Genomic DNA, 22,152 nt, shown 5'->3' on the forward strand with positions numbered 1-22,152 from the left:
GCGCGCATGCGGCCACTGACGCCCCACACGTTTCTCTTCTCATCCGGGAACCATTCTCGCTCATGATCGACGACTGGTTCTGGTTGCTGCTCCCTATTGCGGCTGCGAGTGGCTGGTGGCTCGCGCGTTACGGCGTGCCGGAAGACCGTGAGGAACGGGAGCCGTCACTGGATCGCTACCTGGAAGGTGTGCGCCACCTCCTCGACGACCGCACGGATGATGCCCTTCAGGCCTTCATCGAAATGGTGGAAGTCGATCACGAAACCTTCGAGACCCATGTAATCCTGGGCCGGCTGTTCCGGCGTCGGGGCGAGGTCGATCGCGCCATCCGCATCCATCAGAACCTGGTCGCGCGGCCCACGCTGCCCGCGGCGCAGCGGGCGCAGGCCCTGTGCGAACTGGGTGAGGATTTTCTCCTGGCCGGCGTATTGGATCGGGCGGAGGCGGTGTTTCGCGAATTGGCGGATTCGCCGCATCAGGCGGTCGCCGCACTGGAAGGCCTGCGTCAGGTCTACGAGACCCAGCGGGAATGGGAACGTGCGATCGAGGTGGGCGACCGGTTGAAGGAACATGGGGTCGCGCACGAGCATCAGAGGATCGCGCATTATCATTGCGAACTGGCCCAGATCGCGCTGGACAAGGGTGACTGGGAAAGCGCCAGAGCGCGCGCGGAACAGGCCGAGGGCCTGGTGCCGGGGCTGTCGCGGGCACTGCTGATCCAGTCGGAAATCGCGGCACGCAAGGGCGAGATCCGCGAGGCGATCGGATTCGGACGCGATGCGGTGGCGCGTACCCCGCAGCTGGCGCCCTTGCTGGTACCGCGTATCGAGCGGTTGCATCAGGAGCTGCCTGGGGAGAATCGTCTGGGTCAGCTGGAGGAGCTCCTCGACGATCTCGCACGCAACCGTGGGATCACGATGGCGCGCATTGCCCTGATGCGTCTTTACCGACGTACGGGCCGGCTGGATGCCGCGCTGATGGAGCTGGGTTCGATCCTGGCACAGCGTCCGGTGCCGACCTCGGGATTGCTGGAGGCGGTGCGCTGGATGAAGATTCTCCCGGCGGTCCAGCAATACAGCACCGAGTTTGCGGCATTCGAGAAGGCCCTGGCGGACCAGCTCGGGAGCCAGCATCTGTACCAGTGCGTGAACTGTGGCTATCAAGGGCGCGCGCATGTGTGGCAGTGCCCAAGCTGTCGTCGCTGGGATACGCTGCGCGGTCTCGACTTCGACATTGATCAGACGACGGAGGCCGCCGAGGAGGCGCTAATCCGCGAAGGGAGTCCCCGTTCATGAATCCGATTCCGGAACCTGCAACGCGCCTGATTGTGGCGCTCGATTTTTCCGAAGCCGAAGCCGCACTGGCGTTCGCCCGAAAGCTCGATCCCGCCCGGTGCGCGCTGAAGGTCGGGTTTGAGCTGTTCGTGGTCGCCGGGCCCGACCTGTTGCACCGTCTGCACGGCCTGGGTTTTCGGGTCTTTCTGGATCTGAAGTTCCACGACATCCCGAATACGGTGGCGGCGGCTTGTCGGGCCGCGGCGCGGACCGGTGTCTGGTTGATTAACGTGCATGCCAGTGGCGGTGAAGAGATGATGCGCGCCGCGCACGCGGCGGTGCGCGAGACGAATGACACGACGGCGCTTCTGGCCGTAACGGTGCTGACCTCCAGTGACGCCGGTACCTTGCGTGAGATCGGCGTGAATCGGGAACCGGCCGAGCAGGTGCGTCTTCTGGGCGAACTGGCGGTGCGCAAGGCGGGCCTGGAAGGGCTGGTCTGTTCGGCGCAGGAGGCCGCCATGCTGCGCCGCCTGCTCGGCGAGGAACCGTTGCTGGTAACGCCCGGAATTCGGCTGGAGGACGCGGGCGGGGACGATCAGAAGCGGGTGATGACCCCCGAACGGGCGATCTCGGCCGGGGCCAGCGCCATCGTGGTCGGCCGGCCGATCACGCGTGCCGCGGACCCGAGCATGGCCATGGAGGCCTTCATCACACGATTGCAGAAGAGCGAATGACGGCGTGGATTGGAGGGGTTTTCGCAGGGCATCAATCCCGCTAGGATGCCGTTGGTGCATGGATGCACCGATCGTTCAATGAAGATAAGGAGCGTTTTCATGAAGAAGCTTTTTCAATGCGCGAAGTGCTGGGCCCTGGCGGGCCTCTGCGTCCTGCCGCTGGTGATGGTTACGGCCTCGGGAGGCCAGCCGCTCAACGTGAATGGCGCATCCGCCGAAGAGCTGGCCGCGCTGGACAACGTCGGTCCGGTGAAGGCCCAGGCGATCGTGGAGCACCGCGAGGCACACGGTGAGTTCGCTTCGGTGCAGGCACTGACCGAGGTCTCCGGAATTGGTGAACGCACCGTGGAGATGAATCTCGATCGCATCGTCGTCGAGTAACGTTGTAGCGTAGTGGGTGGCAGCGCGTGCTGCCACCCGGTTCCAGCCCCTGGTCAATGGGTCCGGCAGGACGCGTGGGCCAGGGGTTCGTTATTGAGCGCCCAGGAGATGGAATGAGCCAGAATCACCCACCGATCCGTACCGCCGTGTTCCCGGTTGCCGGCATGGGTACGCGCTTTCTGCCGGCCACCAAGGCGAATCCGAAGGAGATGCTGCCGATCGTGGACAAGCCGCTGATCCAGTACGCAGCGGAGGAGGCGGTGGAAGCGGGGATCGAGACCCTGGTGTTCGTGACCGGGCGCAACAAGCGCTCCATTCCGGACCACTTCGACAAGGCTTACGAGCTGGAACATGAGCTGGAGGAGCGCGGCAAGACAGAGCTCCTGGAGCAGGTGCGCAATATCGTTCCGCCGAACGTGACCTGCGTCTATGTGCGCCAGTCCGATGCGCTGGGTCTCGGCCACGCGGTGGCCTGCGCCCATCCGATTGTGCGTAACGAACCCTTTGCCGTGATCCTGGCGGACGACCTGATCGAGTCAAGTAATGGCGGGGCGACGCGGCAGATGGTCGAGCAATACGCCGAGCACGGGTGCAGCGTGCTCGGGGTGGAAGAAGTGCCGGGTGACCGCACACATCAGTACGGGATCATCGATCCAGTGAAGACCGGCCCGCGCAGCTGGGATGTGAAGGGGATCGTCGAGAAGCCCGATCCGGACCAGGCCCCGTCGAACGTGGCGGTGGTGGGGCGTTACATCCTGACCCCAAGAATATTCGAGATGCTGGCCACACAAAAGCCAGGGGCCGGCGGCGAGATCCAGCTGACCGATGCCATCGCGCGGTTGCTGGAGCTGGAGCGGGTAACGGCCTTCAACTTCGAGGGGCGCCGCTTCGATTGTGGTTCCAAGCTGGGCTATCTGGAGGCGACCGTGGAGCTCGCTCTGAACCACCCGGAGCTGAAAGACGACTTCGCCGAGTATCTTCGCAACCGCTAGGGAGACGCCGAGCCTCTGCGGGTCCTGTCACCACCAGAAACGGCGCTGGCGCGGCCGGATCGGCAGGCGCCCGCGCCAGTACTGGATCAGCAGGAAGCCGAAGGCCATCCCGCCCAGATGAGCGAAATGGGCGATGCCGGCGAGCGTGCCGGAGATCCCCAGGTACAGCTCCAGCGCACCGTAGCCGATCACGAAATACTTGGCCTTGATCGGGATGGGCAGGAAGATCAGGAACAGGCGCTGGTTGGGGAACATCATCCCGAACGCGAGCAGAACGCCGAATACCCCGCCCGAGGCGCCGATGGTGGGGTAGATCATGTCACCGTTGCCGTGGGCAGTGATGACCAGCTGCACCAGCCCGGCGCCGATCACGCACACCAGAAAGTAGGTGCCGAAGGTGCGTGAACCCCACGCGTTCTCGATCTGCACGCCCAGCATCCATACGGCGAACAGGTTTACGAACAAATGGACTGGACCGCCGTGCAGAAAGCCGTAACTGACCAGCTGCCAGAGCTGGAAGTCGGGCACCCGCATCCAGCTGCCATCCTGATGGACGGTGGCCGGCGTGCCGATGGGCCAGAGCCCGAAATGGGTGATCAACCAGTCACCCAGCCACGGCATGGTGAGGAACAGGCCGACGTTGGCGATCAGCAGGAAGCCGATCACCGGCGGCATCATGCTGAAGTCGGGGTGGCGGGGGTCCGGGTGCGTCATCGGACTCTTTTGCTCCCCGCCGTCAGGTGAAATCGTCGGTTACGGCACCGCGACTGGCCGAGCCCACGATACGCGAGTATTTCGCCAGGACCCCGCGGTCAAAGCGGGGCACCGGCGGCTCCCAGGCCGCGCGGCGGTGTTCCAGCTCGGCTTCGTCGACCTGCAGCGTGAGCCGGTTTTCTCCAGCATCGATCTCGATCGTATCCCCGTCCCGGACCAGCGCAATCGTGCCGCCGGTCGCGGCCTCGGGGGCAACATGTCCAACCACCATTCCGTACGTCCCGCCGGAGAAGCGCCCGTCGGTAATCAGACCAACGGAATCGCCCAGGCCCGCACCGATGATCGCGGCGGTCGGCGCGAGCATCTCGCGCATGCCGGGACCCCCACGCGGCCCCTCGTAGCGGATGACGAGGATATCGCCGGCCTGGATCTGGCCGTCGAGGATGGCATCCAGGCAGGCCTCCTCGGAGTCGAAGCAGCGCGCGGGGCCGGCAATGGCGGTCCGCTTGAGTCCGGTGATCTTGGCCACCGCGCCCTCGGTCGCGAGATTGCCCTTGAGGATGGCCAGGTGCCCGTGCGGGTACAGGGGCCGCTCCAGCGGGCGGATGATTTCCTGATCCGGGGAGGGCGCATCGGGGATCTCCGCCAGGGTCTCGGCCAGGGTGGCCCCGGTAATCGTCAGGCACTCACCGTGCATCAGCCCGGCATTCAGGAGCATCTTCATCACCTGGGGCGTGCCGCCCACCGCATGGAACTGGGTGGTCACGTAGCGCCCGGAGGGCTTCAGGTCGCACAGCACGGGGACCTTGCGGCGGATGCGCTCGACATCGTCGATGTCCAGGGGGACCTCGGCGGCATGCGCAATCGCCAGCAGGTGGAGTACTGCGTTGGTGGAGCCCCCGATGGCCATCACCACGGCGAGGGCGTTCTCGAAGGCCTCGCGGGTCAGGATGTCGCGCGGGCGCCGGTTCGCGTGGATGGCCTCTACCAGGACCTCGGCCGACCGGGCGGCCGAATCGCCCTTTTCCGGGTCCTCGGCGGCCTGGGTGGACGAACCGGGGAGGCTCATGCCCATGGCCTCGAAGGCACTCGACATAGTATTGGCGGTGAACATGCCGCCGCAGGAGCCGGCGCCGGGGCAGGCGTTGCGTTCCACGCCCTGAAGGTCCTCGTCGGACAGATTGCCGGCACCATGCTGGCCCACGGCCTCGAAGGCGCTGACGATCGTCAGGTCCTGACCCTTGTAGTGCCCGGGCTTGATGGTTCCGCCGTAGACGAAGATGCCCGGCACGTTGAGACGGGCCAGGGCAATCATCGCCCCCGGCATGTTCTTGTCGCAGCCGCCGGTGGCGAGAATGCCGTCCAGGCTCTGGCCGTTGACTACGGTCTCGATGGCGTCGGCGATGACCTCACGCGAGACGAGCGAGTACTTCATCCCCGGCGTCCCCATGGAGATGCCGTCGGAGATGGTGATGGTACCGAAGGTCTGTGGCATGCCCCCGGCCTGGCGCACCGCCTGTTCGGCGCGGGCGGCGAGGGCACCAATGCCCATGTTGCAGGGCGTGATCGTGCTGTGGGCGTTGGCAATGCCCACGATCGGGCGCTGAAAGTCGTCGTCGCCGAAGCCGACTGCGCGCAGCATGGCGCGGTTGGGCGTGCGGCGGGGGCCTTCGGTGACGACGCGGCTGCGGCGGTTGTCCTGTGCCATGGTCTTCCCTGCGGTTGTGGGTTAGTGGGCGCCGGGCTCGCCGTGGCGCGAGTAGCGGCCGTTCATGAAACGATCGAAGAACTGCCCGAGGGCGGGGTGTTCGATCTGTTCGCCGCGAGTATCCGGCTCCAGGTGGCGTTCGGCCACGTAGGTGCTGTGCGAATAGCCGTCCACCAGCACGTGATACCACGGCTGGTCCTTGGGTGGGCGGCTCTTGGCCACGGTTTCGTACCATTCGTCCGACCCGGCGTACACCGGATCCACATCGACGATCACACCCCGGTAATCGAACTTGGTATGGTGAATGAGCTCACCAACGGTAAAGCGCGTGCGTGTGGTCATGTTCGCCTCTGTCCTGCCTCGGTGCGCAAGTCTCTATTGTGGACCGCGGCCACCGGCGCGTCTTCGAGCTCGGCTCTCGGGTGCACCGCATGGCACTGTACGACTTTGTATTTAAAGCTATAACGCCCCTAACGGTACCGCCATGAGTCGCAATCAAAACAGGCTGGATGCCAGCTTCCATCACCATATCCCCGAAGGCGATGATCGCGAACGGCGTGTCTGCGACCATTGTGGCTTCGTTGACTACGAAAACCCGCGAATCATCGTCGGCAGCGTGGCCATCTGGGAAGACCGCGTATTGCTTTGTCGAAGGGCCATTCAGCCGCGTCGTGGTTTCTGGACCCTGCCGGCGGGGTTCATGGAAAAGGGGGAAAGCCCGGCCGAGGGTGCACGCCGCGAGGCCTGGGAGGAGGCGCGGGCCGATCTGGAAATCGAACAGTTGCTGGGCGTCTATAGCGTCCCGCACATCGGGCATGTGCAGATGATCTATCGGGCGCGCTTGCTGAGCGATGCGATTGCCCCGGGCCCCGAATCGGAAGAGGTCGGCCTGTTCCGATTCGATGAACTGCCGGAGGAGCGCGCCTTCCCGTCGGTGACCTGGGCCCTGCAGCACTATCTGGAAACCCGAGACCGGGTCGATTTCGCCCCGCGCTCGGCCCCGCTGGCCGATGGAGAAGGTGTCACCCCCGGTCTTTGAGGGTGGCGCGCTCCACGCGTGTCTATTTCCTGTCGCGCTGCGGCCCGTAGTGGCGAAACTTTTCCAGGACGCGATCCATCTCCGCGTCATCCAGCAATTGCGGCCCTCCGATCTGCAGGCTCAGCACATATTGCCGTGCCAGGAGTTCAACCTCCTCGGTCAGCCACAGGGCGCGCTCCAGGTCCTTCCCGGTGGCAATCATCCCGTGATTCGCGAGCAGGCAGGCCGTGCGGTCCCGCAGGGCCGCCACCGCGAGCCGCGAGAGGGTCTCCGTTCCAAACGTGGCGTACGGGGCGCAGCGGATGGAGTTCCCGCCGGCGGCGGCGATCATGTAGTGCAGCGCGGGGATGTCGCGTCCCTGGATTGCCACGACACTGGCATGGACGGAATGGACATGGACGACCGCTCCCAGCTCTGGTCGCGCCTGCAGGATGGCGCGGTGGAAGTGCCATTCGCTCGAGGGCTTGCGGCCAGGCGCCCATTGTCCATCTGCATCGACACACACCAGGTCGTCCGGCTGTAACGCCTCGTACGGGATGCCAGAAGGCGTAATCAGCATGCCGTCGCCGAAGCGCGCGCTGATGTTGCCCGAGGTGCCCTGGTTGAGCCCCCGACGATTGGTCTCCAGGCCGGTGTTGATGATGGCTTGGCGAAGGGCGGTCTCGTCGGTCGTGTTGGGGGAGTTCAGGGTCATCTTCTCGGAAGCGCTTGGGCGGAATGCGATTGTACCGGGTTCGTCCGGGAACCCCGCGCACGGGTTGTGGTCAATCGGGAAAGCCCGCAATCGTGATGGGTAATCCATTTCGCTCATGGAAATGGGGCGGGCCCGCCGTTTATAGTGGCTTCGCATATCCGGTTCGCCAGATATCCGCGAAGTCTTGATTGTTACAGGGAGGAAGCACCATGAAGAACGTCGCACGCCTGATTACCGCCACCTCCGTGGCCGCCGCACTGACCCTGGGGTTGGGTGCCGGAAGTACCGTTCACGCATTCGATGAGCACGAGGCCACGATCGACTACCGCCAGGGTGTGATGCGCGCCATTGGTGGCAACGTGGGCGCCATTGCCGCCGTGGTGGTGGACGGCGCCGAGTTCGGCGACAACCTCGAGATGCATACCAGCCAGCTGGTAGCGCTGAGCCAGGACATCCCGGGCCTCTTTCCGGAGGGGAGCGATTTCCCGGATACCGATGCCAAGGAAGAAATCTGGGATGACTGGGAACGCTTCGAGGAGCTCTCCAATGACACGCTGGAGGCTGCCGAAGCCCTGCACGCAGCCGTGGAAGCCGGTGACGAAGGCGAATACGCCATTCGTTTTCGCAACCTCGGGCAGTCCTGCCAGGCTTGCCACGACGACTTCCGCCGCGAGTAATTCGCAGTGCTAGCAGGTAACAAGGGGCTGGCAGCCTGTCTGTCAGCCCTTTTTCTGGTTGGATCGGCGGCCACGGTGCAGGCAGGGGTGCAGATTGGCGAGCACGACCCGTCCGCGGGTACCGACGAGCAGATCGCCTACGGTGAGTACGTCTTGCGAGCCGGTGGCTGCGTGACCTGCCACACGGCCGAAGACGGGGAATTCCTGGCCGGCGGGCGTGCGATCGAGAGCCCGTTTGGTGCGTTCTATGGTCCCAACATCACCCCGGATGCGGAACACGGCATCGGGGGCTGGTCGGACGAGGACTTCAAGCGCGCCCTGCTCGAAGGCCGCAGCCCGGACGGACGCCACTACTATCCGGCATTTCCGTATACGTCGTACACCAAGATGCAGCCGCGAGACGTGGAAGCCCTGTGGGCCTTTCTGCAATCCGAGGTGGAGCCCGTCGCTCGGGAAAACACCCCGCATGACCTGGTCTGGTATGCCCGGTTCCGGTCATCCCTGATGGGCTGGAAGTGGCTGCATTTCGAACCGGGCACCTTCGAGGCCGACCCCGACCAGTCGGACGAATGGAACCGTGGGGCCTACCTCGCCAACGCCCTTGGGCACTGCATGGAGTGCCATACTCCGCGCACGCGGACCGGTGGTCTGGACCTCAAGCGCATTGGGGCCGGCGCCCGGCTGCCCGATGGGGACGTGGCCTCCAATATCACCCCGGATCGCGAAACCGGCATCGGACGCTGGGGGGAGCGGCATATCGCGCGCTATCTGGAGATGGGCCTGACCCGCGACGGTGATTTTGCCGGCGGCGGCATGGCCGACGTGATCGATCACGGCACTGCCCATCTGACCGATGCCGATCGCCGCGCCATCGCGATTTATATCGGTTCTCTGGAGCCCATCGAACATGATCCCGAGTAATCGGCACCGCCGTACGCACCACGAAAAAGGGCCAGGTCGCAATGACCTGGCCCTTTTTCTTTATCTGGCTCCCCGGGACGGGCTCGAACCGCCGACCTAGTGATTAACAGTCAGCGCCAAGCCCTTTCCGGAAACCCTTGTCACAAGGGGCGTTCCGTTCGCAACTACCTGTTCGGTAGTCGTTTTAATCCTGACACCAAGTGACATTGAGTGTCAAGAAATATCCTCCTATACTGTGACCATACTGTGACCGTCACAGCAAGTGAGGAATGTTCACATGCCAACGTTGACCGAGGCGCGACTCGCGAAACTGGAACCACCGGAGAAGGGGCGCCGTCTGGTCTTCGATGACCACAAAGAAGCCCCGAAGGGCTTCGGGATCCGTGTTACCAGCGGAGGAAAGAAGGCCTTCGTCCTGCGGTACCAGTCGAAGCAAGGCAAGGATCGCCTGATGACGATTGGCGACTACGGCACCTGGTCCTTGGCAGCTGCTCGTAAACGGGCAGGGGAGTTCCGCCAGGAGATCGACGGCGGGACCGATATCCTTGAACAAAGGCGCGAAGAACGCGCGCAAGCCACCGTCCGCGAAGCCCTGGAACGCTTCCTGAAATCTAAGGCCGGGATTCGCTCGCTGGCGAGTGTTCGGGGACTTATGGAGAACCACCTCGCCAGCGCATTGGGTGACCGCAAGATCCGGGACATTCGGAAGCATCACCTGATCGAGGTGGTTGAGGACGTGGCCTCGACGCACGGCCGCACCGCCGCACTTCTCCTGACGTACACCAAGCAGCTGTTCGGATGGGCGGAGGATCGGGGCCTGGTGGAAGTGGACGTTTCCGCTGGGATCAAACCTCGCAAGGTGGCCTCGAGCTTGGCTCCCAAGAGAAGGGATCGCATCCTCACGGACGGAGAAATGCGGGCGCTTTGGACCCGGGAAGGGCCGCCAGAGGGTATGCATCCAATGACGCTACTGGTGTTGCGCATGATCCTCATAACGGGGCAAAGGCCGGGGGAGGTGGCCGGCATGAAGTGGTCCGAAGTCCATGGTGATATCTGGACCATCCCTGCGAACCGGCGCGGAAAGACCGAAACCGCTCACACCGTGCCGCTGACCGGGACCGCCCGAACGCTACTGGACCAGGCAGCGCAGACGAACGAAAGCCGCGCGTTCGTCTTCGCTACGCGAGGGGACCGCGCTCCGGGGACTGCCGCCATTGCAAAGGCCGTGCTGCGCTGTGCGGATGAACTTGGCATGGAACTCGAAACCCGTTGGCGGCCACACGACTTGCGGCGGACTATGCGGACTGGCCTTGCCGCTGCACGGGTGCCGGAGCATATCGCCGAGCTCGCCATTGGCCACACCAGGAAAGGCATGGCCGCAGTCTATGACCTCCACCGCTATGACGATGAGAAGCGGGCGGCGATGGAGGCATGGGAGCGTCGGATGCTGGGCATAGTCGGGCCCGAGGTCCCGGCCGAGGTGGTACATATCCACGGGGGCCCCCGGTATGCCTAGCGCCGCCGGGGTATGGGTGGAGCCGTGTCGTTTGCCGATAGGCACGCGTGACCGACTCCGCGCGATCATGATGCGTGAACCCGAAGCTGTGGTGAACCGATTCGCAGACGCCGCAGAAGCTGCCGTCGAAAGTTGGCGCGCTGCCGACGCCGCCCCAGAGGTTCCCGTGCTCAAGGATGCCGGCAAGCTGGCAGAGGATGCCCGCGCATTCGCTCGCCTGCTGGATAACCTTCCTGTAGAGGTCGCGAGCCTGGTCCAGCAGGAACGGTATCTGATGGATGCCGAAGTTCTGGACCTTGTTCGGATGGCAAACCAGGTCCACCAGGTCGCGGACGCGGCGCAGCGGGTAACACAGGCGGCAATGATCCCCCGGCGACCGCGCGCCGCATTGACTGGCCTGGTTACCGAGGTCGGGGCCGCGTTCGAGTGCACGACTGGACGTCCTGCAAGCGCAAGCGAAACCGCCTTGTTTCCACAGGTGCTGCGCGTGGTGATAGAAGACGCGGGCCACGGTAACCTCATACGGTCCGATGCCCAGGTACAAAAGGCGATTCGGCGATGCCGGGCCGTCATTTCCCACTTGGTGGCTCAACGACAGAGGGACACAACCCCGACCTGAAGGGCCGAACTGTGTCCCCTTAATGCAGGTGCGTTCGGCCTGCAATCTGGCTCCGTCGCCACTTGGAGCCATAGCCATGACGGACAACCCTAACCTTACGCCTGAACAGGCAGCAGACTACCTGCACCTATCCCCAAGAACCCTGATCCGCTGGCGGAACATGCGGAAGGGTCCCCCCTGGGTCAAAGCCGGCCGGCGGGTGATCTACCGTCGCGCAGACGTGGACGCCTGGCTCGCGCGCAACGTTCAGGCCCCCGTAGCGGAAGCTTCGGAATGAGCGGCGCCAAAAGAAACGCCCCGGCCGGGGGAACGGCGCGGGGCGCGGGGGATGAGCACAGGGGTGCGCTCGCTGACGATTATAGCACCCGAGGCCGTCGGCTACCGCCCTACGCGAAGCGGCAAGCCGCTCGACTGCGTGACCCGAGCGCCACTGTTTGGGTAGTGACGGGCCCGGCTGCCTGGCGGTGGGCCCACGAAAGGATCAATGGCAACGGTTATACCTGGAACGGGCCCGAGTCGACGCAATTGGTTGTGGTCGCTCCTGTAGACGATGACCCCACCGCAATGGACTGGCGGGGCATTGCGGGCCACGACCCGGTGCTTCTGGTCCGTGTCGGTGACGTTGACGGGGCGTTCCTGCGGGCGTTGGTGGAAGCCCTGATGCGCGACGGCGTGCGGCGGGTCCTGGGACAGGATGGCACCCTGTTTGAGGCGGTGCGTGCATGAGTGCGCCAACAATTCCTGTTCCGGTCCCTGATGCCCCGGCTTCCCGTGCCGTGCGCCTGGTCCTGGCCAAAGACCTCGAAGCCCGCTCACCCGAATACCTGATAGGCGATGTCCTGGAAGCCGGCTCGCTGGCTTTGATCTTCGGTGATCCTGGTGCGGGCAAAACCTTTTGCGCCCTCGCGTGGGCGATTGCTGTTGCAGTCGGCCGCCCGTGGTGCGGTCACGCGGTCGAGAAATCCGGCCCCGTGATCTATGTCGCGGGCGAAGGGCACGGAGGCTTCGCGCGGCGCATCCATGCAATCGCCCATGACCAGGAGATCGTGCTGGACGATGTGCCCTTGGCAGTCACCACCGGCCCCGTGCCGCTCGGTGATGCCGAGAAGGTACAGGAGCTGATGGCGAGCATTGACGAACTGGTCGCCAGCACCGGGGCCCCGGCCATGATCGTGGTCGACACCGTGGCCCGTAACTTTGGGCCCGGAGACGAGAACAGCACCATGGATATGGGCCGCTTCATTGCCGCGTGCGACGAACTCATTCAGCGCTACCAATGCACGCTTTTGCTGGTGCACCACACTGGCCACGGGGACAAGACCCGGCACCGGGGCGCGATGGCGCTCAAAGGTGCACTGGATGCCGAATACCGCCTGTGCCTGCATGAAGGCGGCCAAATCGAATTGCGGGCGCAGAAGATGAAGGATGCGCCCCTTCCTGATCCTGTTGGGCTGCGACTGCGGGAGGTTGAGCTTCCCGGCCTCCAGATGGCCGACGGCTCTGCGGTGACCTCGGTGGTCCTGGACCCCAGCGACGTCGACCCGGATCACTCCACCCCCGCTCTTGGGGCCAATCAGCGCAAGGCCCTCCAGGTGCTTCGAGAGATTGATGCAAAGCAGCGCGCCAATATTGAAGCGGCGGGCCATGAACCTGATGCCGTGCGGGTGCTGCTGGACGATTGGCGCGCGGCTTGCGTGCCCGAGCTGATGCCGAGGAACCGCTGGTACGAGGTGCGCACGGCGCTGAAGCGGGGTGGCCACATTGAGACGAACGACCTTCATGTGTGGCTCACATGACCGTCCGGAGCGGGGCGCATGTGACTGCGGACGGACACCCAAGCCGCGTGGTTACCTCACTCCACTGCGAGCGGGCGGAACCTTATTCATTTCTCCAGGCAACCCGAACCAGCCTTGCCCGAAGCAGCAATGGTGGGTGCCCGGTGTCCGTCCGTCCGGTGTCTAAAGACACACCGGACGGACGGACACCCGGACAGGTGAACCGGAGCGGACGGAATCGGACGGTTTCGGTCGGTTCGGACGCTCCAGATCGGACAAGCCAGGGCGGCGCGGGTCCTTCTGGCAAGTGCAGAGGTACGGGTGCGTAGAGGCGCGATCTTTCGCTAGTTAGCGGGCTTGGAATAAAGGCAACCAATCGGGTTACACCATGACAACCGACCACGAAAACACCGCCGGAGATGACCAGGGGGCGGACCTGTCACTTTTGCCAGAGCCGGACCTTGGCGTGCGCGTTCGGCCTGCGCAGTTCGCCAGGATGCTGAACGTCTCCCGGCAGACGGTATCCCGGTGGGTCAAGGAGGGCCGCGTGCTGCTGGACCCGTCCGGCCGCCTGGATCCGGTGAAGGCCACCGAGCGAGTGCTACAGCATGGCGACCCGGCCCGCCTGCGCGCCACGTTGCTGAAACCCGTCATGGATGACATGGCGGGGCTGCGGACCGAGCTTCGGGAGGCCCTGGAACGTGCCGAGGCGGCCGAAGACCGAGCCGAACGCGCCGCCGCTCGGGCGGACGAAGCGGCTGCCGATCTGAACATGGTGGAGCGCGCAGCGGATGGGTTTATTGCGGCCCTAGCGGATGACTCGGACCCACGCGCACGGCTTGCTGGCTTGGCGTCCCAGGAGGCCCGCGAGTACCTGGAGGAGCTCTACATGCAGGCGATGGACGATGCGTGCCCGACTCCGGAGGAGGAGGGCGGGGATGCACCCGTGCTTGAACAACGAACGGACGATGAGGTGAGCCATGACTGAAGTGCTGAACGTACCGATCCCGCCAGGGTTGAGTGAGACCACCATTCACGACCCCAACAGCACCGGGATCGTGGCCGGGCAATTCCTGGTGGTGCACTCCGATGCGACGCAAACGGGCGGGATCTTCCCCATGCAGGACGAACACGGGCGATGGACCCTGGTGCATCCCGTCACGAAGGAGCAATTCGTGGAGATTTGCTCGGACTACGTGACCGCCGAGGTGGAGGCCAGAACGTCCGAGATGATCGACGCCGTAAGGCATTGACGTACACGGCCGGGGCTGCGATAGTTTTAGGCAATACCACGTTTCGGGGTTGATCCCCTGGCGACCCGGCTTCAATCGCTTCGCGCTTGGCCAGAGCCCAGGAAAGCAGCCCCGAACGAGGACCGAGCCCCGGTCTGGAAGGTGATCGCGCAAACCTGCGGGTTTGCTGCTTTCAACGTTCCGGCCGGGGCTTTGTCGTTCCGGTCGGTGGAGAACCGGAACATGCAGGCGACACAGACTCGACAAGCTGACCTTGAAGCGGCCCAAGCCTCCACCGAGGCGATGACAGTGCCGCTGGTCCTGTCCACCGAGTACCCCGTGGATCGGGGTGGCTTTGTGGAAGTTCTGGACCACACCCCGGATGCGGTGGACTTGAGCCGCGCTCCCCTTCCGTTCATCGAATCCCACGATACCGGGCGCCTGAATATCGGCGTCGTTGAGGCCTTGCGCCTGGCCGGTGGCAAGCTGCGTGGCGAGCTCCGGCTTGGCACCAGTGATCGTGCGCGCGAACTGATGCAAGACATCCTCGCCGGGATCGTGACCAGCGTGTCCATTGGATACCGAATCTTCGATGAACAGCCGGGAGCGGATCAGGGCACCATCCTGGTGACTCAGTGGCAGCCCTTCGAGGTCTCCGCCGTGAGCGTGCCGGCCGACCCTACTGCGGGTTTCTTCCGCGCCGAACCGATGAGGAATACACCGATGAGTGACCACGAGAACGAAACCAACGATCCAAACGCCGGCCAGGTGACGCTCACGCGCTCCGAACGCCGCAACCAGAACCGTGCAATGGACGCTGAACGCCAGCGTGTCTCGGACCTGCTTTCCCTGGGCGAATCGTACGCCCGCTTCGGCGGACGGGAAGTCGCGAAGCAGGCCATTCGCGAAGGGCGGGACGATGACTGGTTTTGCCAGACAGTCCTCCAGCGTGCGGATTCCAGCCATATGCCGGCCCCGGATCCATACACGGGCAAGCGAGATGCCTTCGGAAACCCCGCTGGTGAGCTAGGCCTATCAGGCCGGGAAATGGAGGATTATTCCTTGGTTCGTGCGATCCGGGCCATGGTCGATCCGAAGGCATCCAAGGATGCCGGGCTGGAGCTTGAGGCATCGCGAGCGATTGCAAAGGAACTGCGCCGGGAGACCTCGGGCATCCTGGTGCCGGTAGAAGTCCAGCGGCAGTACGCCAACCGCTCCACGCTCACGGCTGGTACGACAGGCGCGGCCCTGGTCGGCACTGACCACATGGGCGGATCGTTTATCGACGTGCTTCGCAACAAGTCCGTTGCCTTCGAGGCCGGCATGCAACCGATGAGGGGGCTTCAGGGCGATGTGTCCATCCCGCTCAAGACGGATGCGAGCACGGGTGCCTGGATCAACGGCGATGGCGAGGCATTGGGGTTGACTGCTCCAACGTTGGGATCCGTTACCTTGTCGCCTCGAACAGTGGGCGGCCTGGCCTCCTTCTCCCGCCGAATGCTCCTGCAAAGCAGTCCGGAAGTTGAAGGGCTGCTGCGAAACGACCTCGCCAGCACCCTTCAGGTGGAGATCGACCGGGCGGTATTGAACGGTTCGGGGATCAACAACGAGCCCACCGGCATTCTCAACACCACCGGCATTGAGTCGGATACCTACACCGGTAACCCGAACTACAGCGACATCATCGGAGCGGAGACCCTGGTCGCTGACCACAACGCGGACTCGCCCCAGTCGATCTACGTCACTTCCCCCGCGCTGCGCGGCATGCTGAAGGGCACCGATATCGGCAGCGATACCGGCCAGATGATCTGGACCAACGGCGGCCCTGGCGAGGGCATGATGAACGGTTACCGGGCGCTTGCCACCAAGAACATGCCGGCCGATGCCGTGCTGTTTGGTGACTTCTCACAAGTGCTGTTCGGCGAGTGGGGCATCCTGGAACTGATGGCCGATCCGTATCACGAGTTCGAGAAGGGCTCGGTCCGGGTGCGGGCGCTGTACTCCTGCGACATTGCGTTGCGGCATCCGAAGGCCTTTGCCGCGATCACCTCCGCGTAATGTTCCGGCCCTGGAGGCGTGGGAGTGGCCCAGCGCCTCCAGGGAGTTCCCAGTGTTCGGCATGGCATTGGGAACTTGGGATGGGCCACACCGGATGAGGGTGCTTCCTCCCCAAGTACCCTTTCGGCTGCCAACGCCGGCCCGCTGTTGGGGCAGCGGAGCTACGGCAGCCCCTAATTCTTCACCGAGGAACAATCGATGTTCATTGAGACCACCGAACAAAACCACCGGCAGACGGTCTACATCCGCGCGGATCGCGTATCGGGAATGAAGGTGTGGCCTATCCCTCACTCGGACGAAACCCGCACGGAAGTTTTCCTGGCAGGCGGGCCCGAGACCGTTATGGTGGCCGATTCTGCGGAAGCGTTAATGCAGCGGATCCGGGAAGAGCTGGACCTCCGCCGGTAGGGCAACCGCAAAACAGAAAAGGCCCCGGCAGTTTCCAAACCACCGGGGCCTTCCTCATGTCCTACCCTACACGGTAACCGGCTTCAATCCTGACGCTTCCCGGCACGCTTGCCACAAGCGGCCCACCAGTTCATCCGCTGCGGCCGTTTCCTTGCTGATCCAGAACCAAACAGGCGCCGGCACTTCGTTGGAGTCCACCAGCAGGCTGGCTGCCTCGCTGATCGCTTGCAGGCGAAGGGTGCGCTTGTCTATTTCCTTCAGCACCTGCTCCGAGCCAGGGTTTCCCTTTTCCCGCGCACCGAACTCGCGATAGAGGCGGTCCAGGAAGTCTCGTGCGGCCCGAATCTCGTTTTCCGCCCACCAGTAGAGGCACTGGTCGTCGTCGACGCCGCCTTCTGCGATGTGTCCGCAGAACCGTTCGATGGTCTGCAAGCGCTGGATGCGCTTCGAGACCTCCCGGTTCCAGTCCGTGGCGGGCGTGGCTTCGCTGATCGGATCGGGGCCATTCATGCGAACACCTCCCGGTGCTGGGATTCATATACGCGCAACCGGCCTTCGCGCGCGTGGCGCTGGTGCTCCGGGCACAGCAGGGACTCGGTTTCGTGATTCAGTGCGACCCATTGGCTGCCGGTGTTCTGGCAGCGGGAGCCGCGCGTGGTGGCTGCCTGGCAGCGGTGGGGTGATGCTTCGTGGTTTGGCATAGCGTCTACTCCTGACCGTGATGTGACCAGGAACGCTGCCTTGTGACTTTTCCGTGACCCGGAAAAGAAAAGGGGTTAGGCCGAATGACCTAACCCCTTGTTTTGTCTGGCTCCCCGGGACGGGCTCGAACCGCCGACCTAGTGATTAACAGTCACCCGCTCTACCGACTGAGCTACCGGGGAATTGGGCGCAAATCCTAATGGGGCGGGGCGGGGGCGTCAAGGAAAATCTGGCCGCCCTTCGCGTTTCACCGCCGTTCGCGGCCTCAGCTGTGGTTGGCCACGAACTGGCGCAGCCGTTCCAGGGCCTTGTCGAGCTGATCGACGCTGGTGGCAAACGAGACGCGGACATGACCAGGGGCCCCGAAGGCGCTGCCCGGCACCAGGGCCACCCCCACCTCGTCCAGCAGCTGTTTGGTCAGGGCCACATCGGTATCGATGTCCGCGGCCTGCATCAATCCGGTGACGCGCGGGAAGCAGTAGAACGTACCGTCTGGCATCAGGCACTCGATGCCGTTGATGGCATTGAGGCCGTCCACCACACGACGTGCCCGCTCGGCAAAGGCGGAGCACATGGCGACCACGCAGTCCTGATCGCCATCGAGGGCGGCCTCGGCCCCGGCCTGGGCAATGGAAGTCGGGTTGGAGGTGCTTTGCGACTGGATCTTCTTCATCGCCGCGATCAGGTTCTTCGGTCCACCGGCGTAGCCGATACGCCAGCCGGTCATCGCGTAGGCCTTGGAAACGCCGTTCAGGACGACGGTACGGTCCAGCAGGTCCGGGGCCACGTTGACGATGTTCACGAACGGCTTGGAGCCGAACAGGATGTGCTCGTACATGTCGTCGGTGGCGATGACGACGCGCGGATGGCGCCGCAGGACCTCGGCCAGTTCCGTCAGTTGCTCGGCCGAATAGGCGGCACCCGTGGGGTTGGAAGGGCTGTTCAGGAACACCAGGCGGGTGTTCGGGGTGATCGCCGCTTCCAGCTGTGCGCCGGTGATGCGGAAGCCGGCTTCCTGCTCGGCGCTGACGACCACCGGCCGGGCACCGGCGAGCAGGGCGATATCCGGGTAGGAGACCCAGTAGGGGGCGGGGATCACCACTTCGTCGCCCGGGTTCAGCAGGGCCTGGCAGAGGTTGAAGATGCTCTGCTTGCCGCCGGAGGAGACCAGGATCTGGTCGGGGGTGAACGTCAGGCCGTTGTCGCGATCGAACTTCCGAATGATGGCGGCCTTGAGACTGACCGTTCCGTCCACCGGAGTGTACTTGGTTTCTCCGCGGGCAAGCGCGTCGACCGCGGCCTGCTTGATATGCTCGGGGGTATCGAAATCCGGTTCTCCCGCCCCCAACCCGACGATGTCCCGTCCCTCGGCTCGCAACTGGGCGGCCAGGGCGCTGACGGCGAGAGTGGGGGAGGGCTGGATGCGCTGGACGCGGTCGGAGAGCTCGATTTCCAAGGTGGGGCCTCTGTGTGATCGGGGCGAAGGGCCGCGCGGGCGGTCGGGTGCGAAATGATACTGAAATCAGGCGCGGAGGATAAGGTGCAGCCAGGCGAAGGCGAACAATTCCAGGTGGTGTCCGAATACCAGCCGGCTGGCGACCAGCCCGCGGCGATCGCGGCATTGACCGAAGGCCTCGAGGCGGGCCTGGCACATCAGGTCCTGCTCGGGGTCACCGGGTCGGGCAAGACGTTCACCATCGCCAATGTGATCGAGAATATCCAGCGCCCCACCATTATCCTGGCGCCAAACAAGACCCTGGCCGCCCAATTGTACGGGGAATTCAAGGAGTTTTTCCCGAACAACACGGTGGAGTATTTCGTTTCCTACTACGATTACTACCAGCCGGAGGCCTACGTCCCGTCCTCGGATACCTATATCGAGAAGGACGCGTCGATCAACGACCACATCGAGCAGATGCGCCTGTCGGCCACGCGTGCGTTGCTGGAGCGCCGCGATGCGATCATCGTGGCCTCGGTCTCCGCGATTTACGGCCTGGGTGATCCGCGCAAGTATCTTTCCATGGTGCTGCATCTGGAGCGCGGCGAGCGTATTGACCAGCGCGACTTGCTGCGGCGCCTGGCGGAGTTGCAGTACACCCGCAACGATGCGGAGTTGCGCCGTGCGACCTACCGCGTCCGCGGCGAAGTCATCGACATCCACCCGGCGGAGTCGGACATCGAGGCGGTGCGCATCGAGCTGTTCGACGACGAGGTGGAACGCCTGTCGTATTTCGACCCCCTGACCGGCGAACAGCTGCGCACCGTCCCGCGCCTGACGATCTACCCGAAGACCCACTACGTGACGCCGCGCGAAACCCTGTTGGGGGCGGTGGACCACATCCGCGACGAATTGAAGGAGCGCCTGGACTTTCTGCGTAAGGAAGACCGGCTGGTCGAAGCGCAGCGGCTGGAGCAACGCACGCTGTTCGATCTGGAGATGATCCTCGAGATTGGCTACTGCAACGGCATCGAGAACTACTCGCGCTACCTCTCCGGCCGCGCCCCGGGCGAGCCGCCACCGACCTTTTTCGACTACCTGCCCAAGGATGCGCTGTTGGTGATCGACGAGTCGCACGTGTCGGTCCCGCAGGTGGGCGGGATGTACAAGGGCGACCGTTCGCGCAAGGAGACGCTGGTCGAATACGGCTTTCGCCTGCCGTCGGCCCTGGACAACCGGCCGCTGCGTTTCGAGGAGTTCGAGGCCTTGCAGCCGCAGACAATCTACGTCTCCGCCACCCCGGGGCCCTATGAGCGTGAGCATGCCGACGCGATCGTGGACCAGGTGGTGCGCCCGACCGGGTTGCTGGACCCGATCCTGGAGATCCGCCCGGCCGGTACCCAGGTGGACGACGCACTCTCCGAGATTCGCGATCGGGTCGAATGCAACGAGCGCGTCCTGATCACCACGCTGACCAAACGCATGGCCGAGGACTTGACGGATTATCTGTCCGAGCACGGGGTACGTGTGCGCTACCTGCACTCGGATATCGATACCGTCGAGCGCATGGAGATCATCCGCGACCTGCGCCTGGGCGAGTTCGATGTGCTGGTGGGGATCAACCTGCTGCGCGAAGGCCTCGACATGCCGGAGGTCTCGCTGGTCGCGATCCTGGATGCCGACAAGGAGGGCTTCCTGCGCTCCGACCGTTCGCTGATCCAGACCATCGGCCGCGCCGCACGCAACGTCAACGGCAAGGCGATCCTGTACGCGGACAAGGTGACCGGATCCATGCGGCGCGCGATCGACGAGACCGAGCGCCGCCGGGCCAAGCAGATCGAGCACAATGAGGCCCACGGAATCACGCCCATCGGCATCCGCAAGAACGTTGCGGACATCCTGGAGGCGCGCAACGCGATGCCCGGCGCCGGCGGCCGACGAGGTCGAAAGGTGGCGGAGGAGGGCGCCGATTACGTCGGCGCGCCGGACAACGCGGCCAAGGAGATCGAACGCCTGGAAAAGGAGATGTTTGCCAAGGCCCGCGACCTCGAATTCGAGGAGGCCGCGCGCATTCGCAACCGCATCGAGAAGCTCAAGGCACTCGCCTTTCTCCCCGAAGCCTCGCTATCCTGAAAAGATGGCTCCCGCGGGAGCGCCGAATCGAGCCCCTGAGTGATGTCCAAGAACGACCCCTTGCCCCTGGGTCCGGTGATGCTCGATGTCGCCGGTACCGAACTGACTCCCGAAGACCGTGAACGCCTGCGTCATCCCGCCACCGGCGGCGTGATCCTGTTCGCCCGCAACGTCGGCACTGCGGAGCAGGTGAGCGCGCTGGTCGCCGCCATTCGCGCCGAGCGCCCCGGCATCCTGATTGCGGTGGACCAGGAGGGCGGACGGGTGCAACGGCTGCGCGATGGCTTCACCGCCATCCCGCCGATGCGTCAGCTGGGCCACGTCCACGATTACGACCGCAACAAGGCCTGCGAGCTCGCGCATGCGACCGGCGAACTTCTCGGGCGTGAGCTGCGCTCGGTGGACATCGACTTCAGTTTTACCCCGGTGCTGGATCGCGACCTCGACATCAGCGAGGTCATCGGCGATCGTGCCTTCCATTATGACCCGGACGTGATCGCGCGCCTGGCCGGCGAGTTGATCCGGGGCCTGTCCGCGGCCGGCATGGCGGCCGTGGGCAAACATTTCCCGGGTCACGGGGCTATTGCCGCGGATTCGCATGTCGCCTTGCCGGTCGACGACCGTCCACTCTCCGAGATCGAGAATCAGGATCTGGAGGCATTTCGCCCGGTGCTCGGGGACCTCGAGGCCATCATGCCGGCCCACGTCGTATACCCACAGGTGGATGAACATCCCGCGGGCTTCTCGCGCGTCTGGCTGCAGGACATCCTGCGCCGCGAACTGCGCTACCGCGGGGCGATCCTCAGCGACGACCTCGCCATGGCTGGGGCAGAGGGCATCGGCGGTCCCGCCGAGCGCGCGGCGGCCGCACGTGCGGCCGGCTGCGACATGGTGCTGATTTGCAACCAGCCGGAACAAGCCGACATGATCCTTGCCGCCCAGGCGGATCAGCCGTTGTCACCTGAATCGCGGCGTCGACTGGAACGCTTGCGGGCGCGCCCAGTGGAGCCTGATCCACAGCGTCTCGTCGCACTGCGCGCGCGGTTGGCGCGCTGGACTCAAGCGAGCCAGATCGCCACTGCATAACCCCATGGAAAGGGCGCATTGGCACCCGCGTGCCGAGCCGCCTATAAT

25 protein-coding genes and 1 tRNA gene are annotated in these 22,152 nt (G+C 64.4%); 18 read left to right on the plus strand and 8 right to left on the minus strand.

Annotation, left to right across the window (positions count from 1 at the left end; translation table 11 throughout):
- Positions 1 to 62: 62 nt before the first annotated feature.
- The 4 genes from TVD_RS06535 (at position 63) to galU (ending at position 3,384) form a co-directional block, all read left to right on the plus strand.
- Positions 63 to 1,295 carry a tetratricopeptide repeat protein gene (locus TVD_RS06535; protein ID WP_018169759.1) on the plus strand — a complete coding sequence of 411 codons (1,233 nt, stop codon included), beginning with the start codon at positions 63 to 65 and terminating at the stop codon, positions 1,293 to 1,295.
- The gene (gene pyrF, locus TVD_RS06540) at positions 1,292 to 2,011 is read left to right on the plus strand and encodes an orotidine-5'-phosphate decarboxylase (protein WP_047251140.1); all 720 of its coding nucleotides are present in this window, start codon (positions 1,292 to 1,294) and stop codon (positions 2,009 to 2,011) included. The genes TVD_RS06535 and pyrF overlap by 4 nt, the downstream gene beginning before the upstream one ends.
- 99 nt (positions 2,012 to 2,110) lie before the next feature.
- The gene (locus TVD_RS06545) at positions 2,111 to 2,392 is read left to right on the plus strand and encodes a ComEA family DNA-binding protein (protein ID WP_018145700.1); all 282 of its coding nucleotides are present in this window, start codon (positions 2,111 to 2,113) and stop codon (positions 2,390 to 2,392) included.
- A gap of 113 nt (positions 2,393 to 2,505) precedes the next feature.
- Complete coding sequence (galU, locus tag TVD_RS06550; protein WP_018169761.1) at positions 2,506 to 3,384, plus strand: UTP--glucose-1-phosphate uridylyltransferase GalU; 879 nt, start codon at positions 2,506 to 2,508, stop codon at positions 3,382 to 3,384.
- 27 nt (positions 3,385 to 3,411) lie between these two features.
- Here galU and TVD_RS06555 read toward each other — a convergent pair whose 3' ends face one another.
- From TVD_RS06555 to hspQ, 3 genes are read right to left on the minus strand one after another with little or no spacing between them, the layout of a single operon-like run.
- Positions 3,412 to 4,098, minus strand: coding sequence for a rhomboid family intramembrane serine protease (locus tag TVD_RS06555; RefSeq protein WP_018145698.1), 687 nt, complete (start codon positions 4,096 to 4,098; stop codon positions 3,412 to 3,414).
- A 22-nt stretch (positions 4,099 to 4,120) separates the two neighbouring features.
- Entirely contained in the window at positions 4,121 to 5,806 is a 1,686-nt protein-coding gene (gene ilvD / locus TVD_RS06560; RefSeq protein ID WP_019562489.1) for a dihydroxy-acid dehydratase, read from the minus strand.
- Positions 5,807 to 5,827: 21 nt separating this feature from the next.
- Positions 5,828 to 6,148: a heat shock protein HspQ gene (gene hspQ, locus TVD_RS06565; protein ID WP_018169763.1), complete on the minus strand. Its 321-nt coding sequence runs from the start codon at positions 6,146 to 6,148 to the stop codon at positions 5,828 to 5,830.
- Between the two features lie 142 nt (positions 6,149 to 6,290).
- On the opposite strand from hspQ, the gene TVD_RS06570 reads away from it, so the two are divergent.
- The gene (locus tag TVD_RS06570) at positions 6,291 to 6,845 is read left to right on the plus strand and encodes an NUDIX hydrolase (protein ID WP_018937594.1); all 555 of its coding nucleotides are present in this window, start codon (positions 6,291 to 6,293) and stop codon (positions 6,843 to 6,845) included.
- A gap of 22 nt (positions 6,846 to 6,867) precedes the next feature.
- Here the strand turns inward: TVD_RS06570 and TVD_RS06575 are convergent, their stop codons facing one another.
- The gene (locus tag TVD_RS06575) at positions 6,868 to 7,539 is read right to left on the minus strand and encodes an L-fuculose-phosphate aldolase (RefSeq protein ID WP_047251141.1); all 672 of its coding nucleotides are present in this window, start codon (positions 7,537 to 7,539) and stop codon (positions 6,868 to 6,870) included.
- A 209-nt stretch (positions 7,540 to 7,748) separates the two neighbouring features.
- On the opposite strand from TVD_RS06575, the gene TVD_RS06580 reads away from it, so the two are divergent.
- From TVD_RS06580 to TVD_RS06625, 11 genes are all read left to right on the plus strand, one after another.
- Positions 7,749 to 8,216: a c-type cytochrome gene (locus TVD_RS06580; RefSeq protein ID WP_018937592.1), complete on the plus strand. Its 468-nt coding sequence runs from the start codon at positions 7,749 to 7,751 to the stop codon at positions 8,214 to 8,216.
- Between the two features lie 39 nt (positions 8,217 to 8,255).
- The gene (locus TVD_RS06585) at positions 8,256 to 9,137 is read left to right on the plus strand and encodes a c-type cytochrome (RefSeq protein ID WP_420804901.1); all 882 of its coding nucleotides are present in this window, start codon (positions 8,256 to 8,258) and stop codon (positions 9,135 to 9,137) included.
- Positions 9,138 to 9,414: 277 nt separating this feature from the next.
- A complete protein-coding gene (locus TVD_RS06590; protein ID WP_047251142.1) occupies positions 9,415 to 10,653 on the plus strand; it encodes a tyrosine-type recombinase/integrase in 1,239 nt (412 codons plus the stop codon).
- Positions 10,654 to 10,720: 67 nt separating this feature from the next.
- Entirely contained in the window at positions 10,721 to 11,272 is a 552-nt protein-coding gene (locus tag TVD_RS06595; RefSeq protein WP_047251929.1) for a hypothetical protein, read from the plus strand.
- A 76-nt stretch (positions 11,273 to 11,348) separates the two neighbouring features.
- Positions 11,349 to 11,549 (plus strand): helix-turn-helix domain-containing protein, encoded by a 201-nt coding sequence (locus TVD_RS14120; RefSeq protein WP_082119094.1) that lies wholly within the window; start codon positions 11,349 to 11,351, stop codon positions 11,547 to 11,549.
- A gap of 287 nt (positions 11,550 to 11,836) precedes the next feature.
- A complete protein-coding gene (locus TVD_RS14905) occupies positions 11,837 to 11,998 on the plus strand; it encodes a hypothetical protein (protein ID WP_018876307.1) in 162 nt (53 codons plus the stop codon).
- 50 nt (positions 11,999 to 12,048) lie between these two features.
- The gene (locus tag TVD_RS06605) at positions 12,049 to 13,068 is read left to right on the plus strand and encodes an AAA family ATPase (RefSeq protein WP_240472303.1); all 1,020 of its coding nucleotides are present in this window, start codon (positions 12,049 to 12,051) and stop codon (positions 13,066 to 13,068) included.
- A 367-nt stretch (positions 13,069 to 13,435) separates the two neighbouring features.
- The gene (locus TVD_RS06610; RefSeq protein WP_047251144.1) at positions 13,436 to 14,035 is read left to right on the plus strand and encodes a hypothetical protein; all 600 of its coding nucleotides are present in this window, start codon (positions 13,436 to 13,438) and stop codon (positions 14,033 to 14,035) included.
- Entirely contained in the window at positions 14,028 to 14,300 is a 273-nt protein-coding gene (locus TVD_RS06615) for a hypothetical protein (RefSeq protein WP_047251145.1), read from the plus strand. Before TVD_RS06610 ends, TVD_RS06615 begins: the two co-directional genes overlap by 8 nt.
- 141 nt (positions 14,301 to 14,441) lie before the next feature.
- Complete coding sequence (locus TVD_RS06620; RefSeq protein WP_240472304.1) at positions 14,442 to 16,337, plus strand: phage major capsid protein; 1,896 nt, start codon at positions 14,442 to 14,444, stop codon at positions 16,335 to 16,337.
- A 198-nt stretch (positions 16,338 to 16,535) separates the two neighbouring features.
- Positions 16,536 to 16,745, plus strand: a complete 210-nt coding sequence (locus TVD_RS06625) for a hypothetical protein (protein WP_047251147.1) — start codon at positions 16,536 to 16,538, stop codon at positions 16,743 to 16,745.
- 66 nt (positions 16,746 to 16,811) lie between these two features.
- Here TVD_RS06625 and TVD_RS06630 read toward each other — a convergent pair whose 3' ends face one another.
- From TVD_RS06630 to TVD_RS06645, 4 genes are all read right to left on the minus strand, one after another.
- Positions 16,812 to 17,255, minus strand: coding sequence for a hypothetical protein (locus TVD_RS06630; protein WP_047251148.1), 444 nt, complete (start codon positions 17,253 to 17,255; stop codon positions 16,812 to 16,814).
- Positions 17,252 to 17,446 (minus strand): hypothetical protein, encoded by a 195-nt coding sequence (locus TVD_RS06635; protein ID WP_047251149.1) that lies wholly within the window; start codon positions 17,444 to 17,446, stop codon positions 17,252 to 17,254. Before TVD_RS06635 ends, TVD_RS06630 begins: the two co-directional genes overlap by 4 nt.
- A gap of 107 nt (positions 17,447 to 17,553) precedes the next feature.
- A tRNA-Asn gene (locus tag TVD_RS06640) sits at positions 17,554 to 17,629 on the minus strand.
- 83 nt (positions 17,630 to 17,712) lie between these two features.
- Positions 17,713 to 18,903 (minus strand): pyridoxal phosphate-dependent aminotransferase, encoded by a 1,191-nt coding sequence (locus TVD_RS06645; RefSeq protein WP_047251150.1) that lies wholly within the window; start codon positions 18,901 to 18,903, stop codon positions 17,713 to 17,715.
- 84 nt (positions 18,904 to 18,987) lie between these two features.
- Between TVD_RS06645 and uvrB the strand changes: the two genes are divergently transcribed.
- Both uvrB and nagZ read left to right on the plus strand, forming a co-directional pair.
- The gene (gene uvrB, locus TVD_RS06650; protein ID WP_018951441.1) at positions 18,988 to 21,018 is read left to right on the plus strand and encodes an excinuclease ABC subunit UvrB; all 2,031 of its coding nucleotides are present in this window, start codon (positions 18,988 to 18,990) and stop codon (positions 21,016 to 21,018) included.
- 42 nt (positions 21,019 to 21,060) lie between these two features.
- Positions 21,061 to 22,104, plus strand: a complete 1,044-nt coding sequence (gene nagZ / locus TVD_RS06655) for a beta-N-acetylhexosaminidase (RefSeq protein WP_047251151.1) — start codon at positions 21,061 to 21,063, stop codon at positions 22,102 to 22,104.
- Positions 22,105 to 22,152: the final 48 nt, after the last annotated feature.

It is taken from the genome of Thioalkalivibrio versutus (assembly GCF_001020955.1).
Lineage (GTDB): Bacteria > Pseudomonadota > Gammaproteobacteria > Ectothiorhodospirales > Ectothiorhodospiraceae > Thioalkalivibrio > Thioalkalivibrio versutus.

Bases quoted from the DNA above. Each gene is read 5' to 3' on its own strand.
- TVD_RS06535 (WP_018169759.1), top strand. From the start codon at position 63: ATGATCGACGACTGGTTCTGGTTGCTGCTCCCTATTGCGGCTGCGAGT.
- pyrF (WP_047251140.1), top strand. From the start codon at position 1,292: ATGAATCCGATTCCGGAACCTGCAACGCGCCTGATTGTGGCGCTCGAT.
- TVD_RS06545 (WP_018145700.1), top strand. From the start codon at position 2,111: ATGAAGAAGCTTTTTCAATGCGCGAAGTGCTGGGCCCTGGCGGGCCTC.
- galU (WP_018169761.1), top strand. From the start codon at position 2,506: ATGAGCCAGAATCACCCACCGATCCGTACCGCCGTGTTCCCGGTTGCC.
- TVD_RS06555 (WP_018145698.1), bottom strand. From the start codon at position 4,098: ATGACGCACCCGGACCCCCGCCACCCCGACTTCAGCATGATGCCGCCG.
- ilvD (WP_019562489.1), bottom strand. From the start codon at position 5,806: ATGGCACAGGACAACCGCCGCAGCCGCGTCGTCACCGAAGGCCCCCGC.
- hspQ (WP_018169763.1), bottom strand. From the start codon at position 6,148: ATGACCACACGCACGCGCTTTACCGTTGGTGAGCTCATTCACCATACC.
- TVD_RS06570 (WP_018937594.1), top strand. From the start codon at position 6,291: ATGAGTCGCAATCAAAACAGGCTGGATGCCAGCTTCCATCACCATATC.
- TVD_RS06575 (WP_047251141.1), bottom strand. From the start codon at position 7,539: ATGACCCTGAACTCCCCCAACACGACCGACGAGACCGCCCTTCGCCAA.
- TVD_RS06580 (WP_018937592.1), top strand. From the start codon at position 7,749: ATGAAGAACGTCGCACGCCTGATTACCGCCACCTCCGTGGCCGCCGCA.
- TVD_RS06590 (WP_047251142.1), top strand. From the start codon at position 9,415: ATGCCAACGTTGACCGAGGCGCGACTCGCGAAACTGGAACCACCGGAG.
- TVD_RS06595 (WP_047251929.1), top strand. From the start codon at position 10,721: ATGATGCGTGAACCCGAAGCTGTGGTGAACCGATTCGCAGACGCCGCA.
- TVD_RS14120 (WP_082119094.1), top strand. From the start codon at position 11,349: ATGACGGACAACCCTAACCTTACGCCTGAACAGGCAGCAGACTACCTG.
- TVD_RS14905 (WP_018876307.1), top strand. From the start codon at position 11,837: ATGGACTGGCGGGGCATTGCGGGCCACGACCCGGTGCTTCTGGTCCGT.
- TVD_RS06610 (WP_047251144.1), top strand. From the start codon at position 13,436: ATGACAACCGACCACGAAAACACCGCCGGAGATGACCAGGGGGCGGAC.
- TVD_RS06615 (WP_047251145.1), top strand. From the start codon at position 14,028: ATGACTGAAGTGCTGAACGTACCGATCCCGCCAGGGTTGAGTGAGACC.
- TVD_RS06625 (WP_047251147.1), top strand. From the start codon at position 16,536: ATGTTCATTGAGACCACCGAACAAAACCACCGGCAGACGGTCTACATC.
- TVD_RS06630 (WP_047251148.1), bottom strand. From the start codon at position 17,255: ATGAATGGCCCCGATCCGATCAGCGAAGCCACGCCCGCCACGGACTGG.
- TVD_RS06635 (WP_047251149.1), bottom strand. From the start codon at position 17,446: ATGCCAAACCACGAAGCATCACCCCACCGCTGCCAGGCAGCCACCACG.
- nagZ (WP_047251151.1), top strand. From the start codon at position 21,061: ATGTCCAAGAACGACCCCTTGCCCCTGGGTCCGGTGATGCTCGATGTC.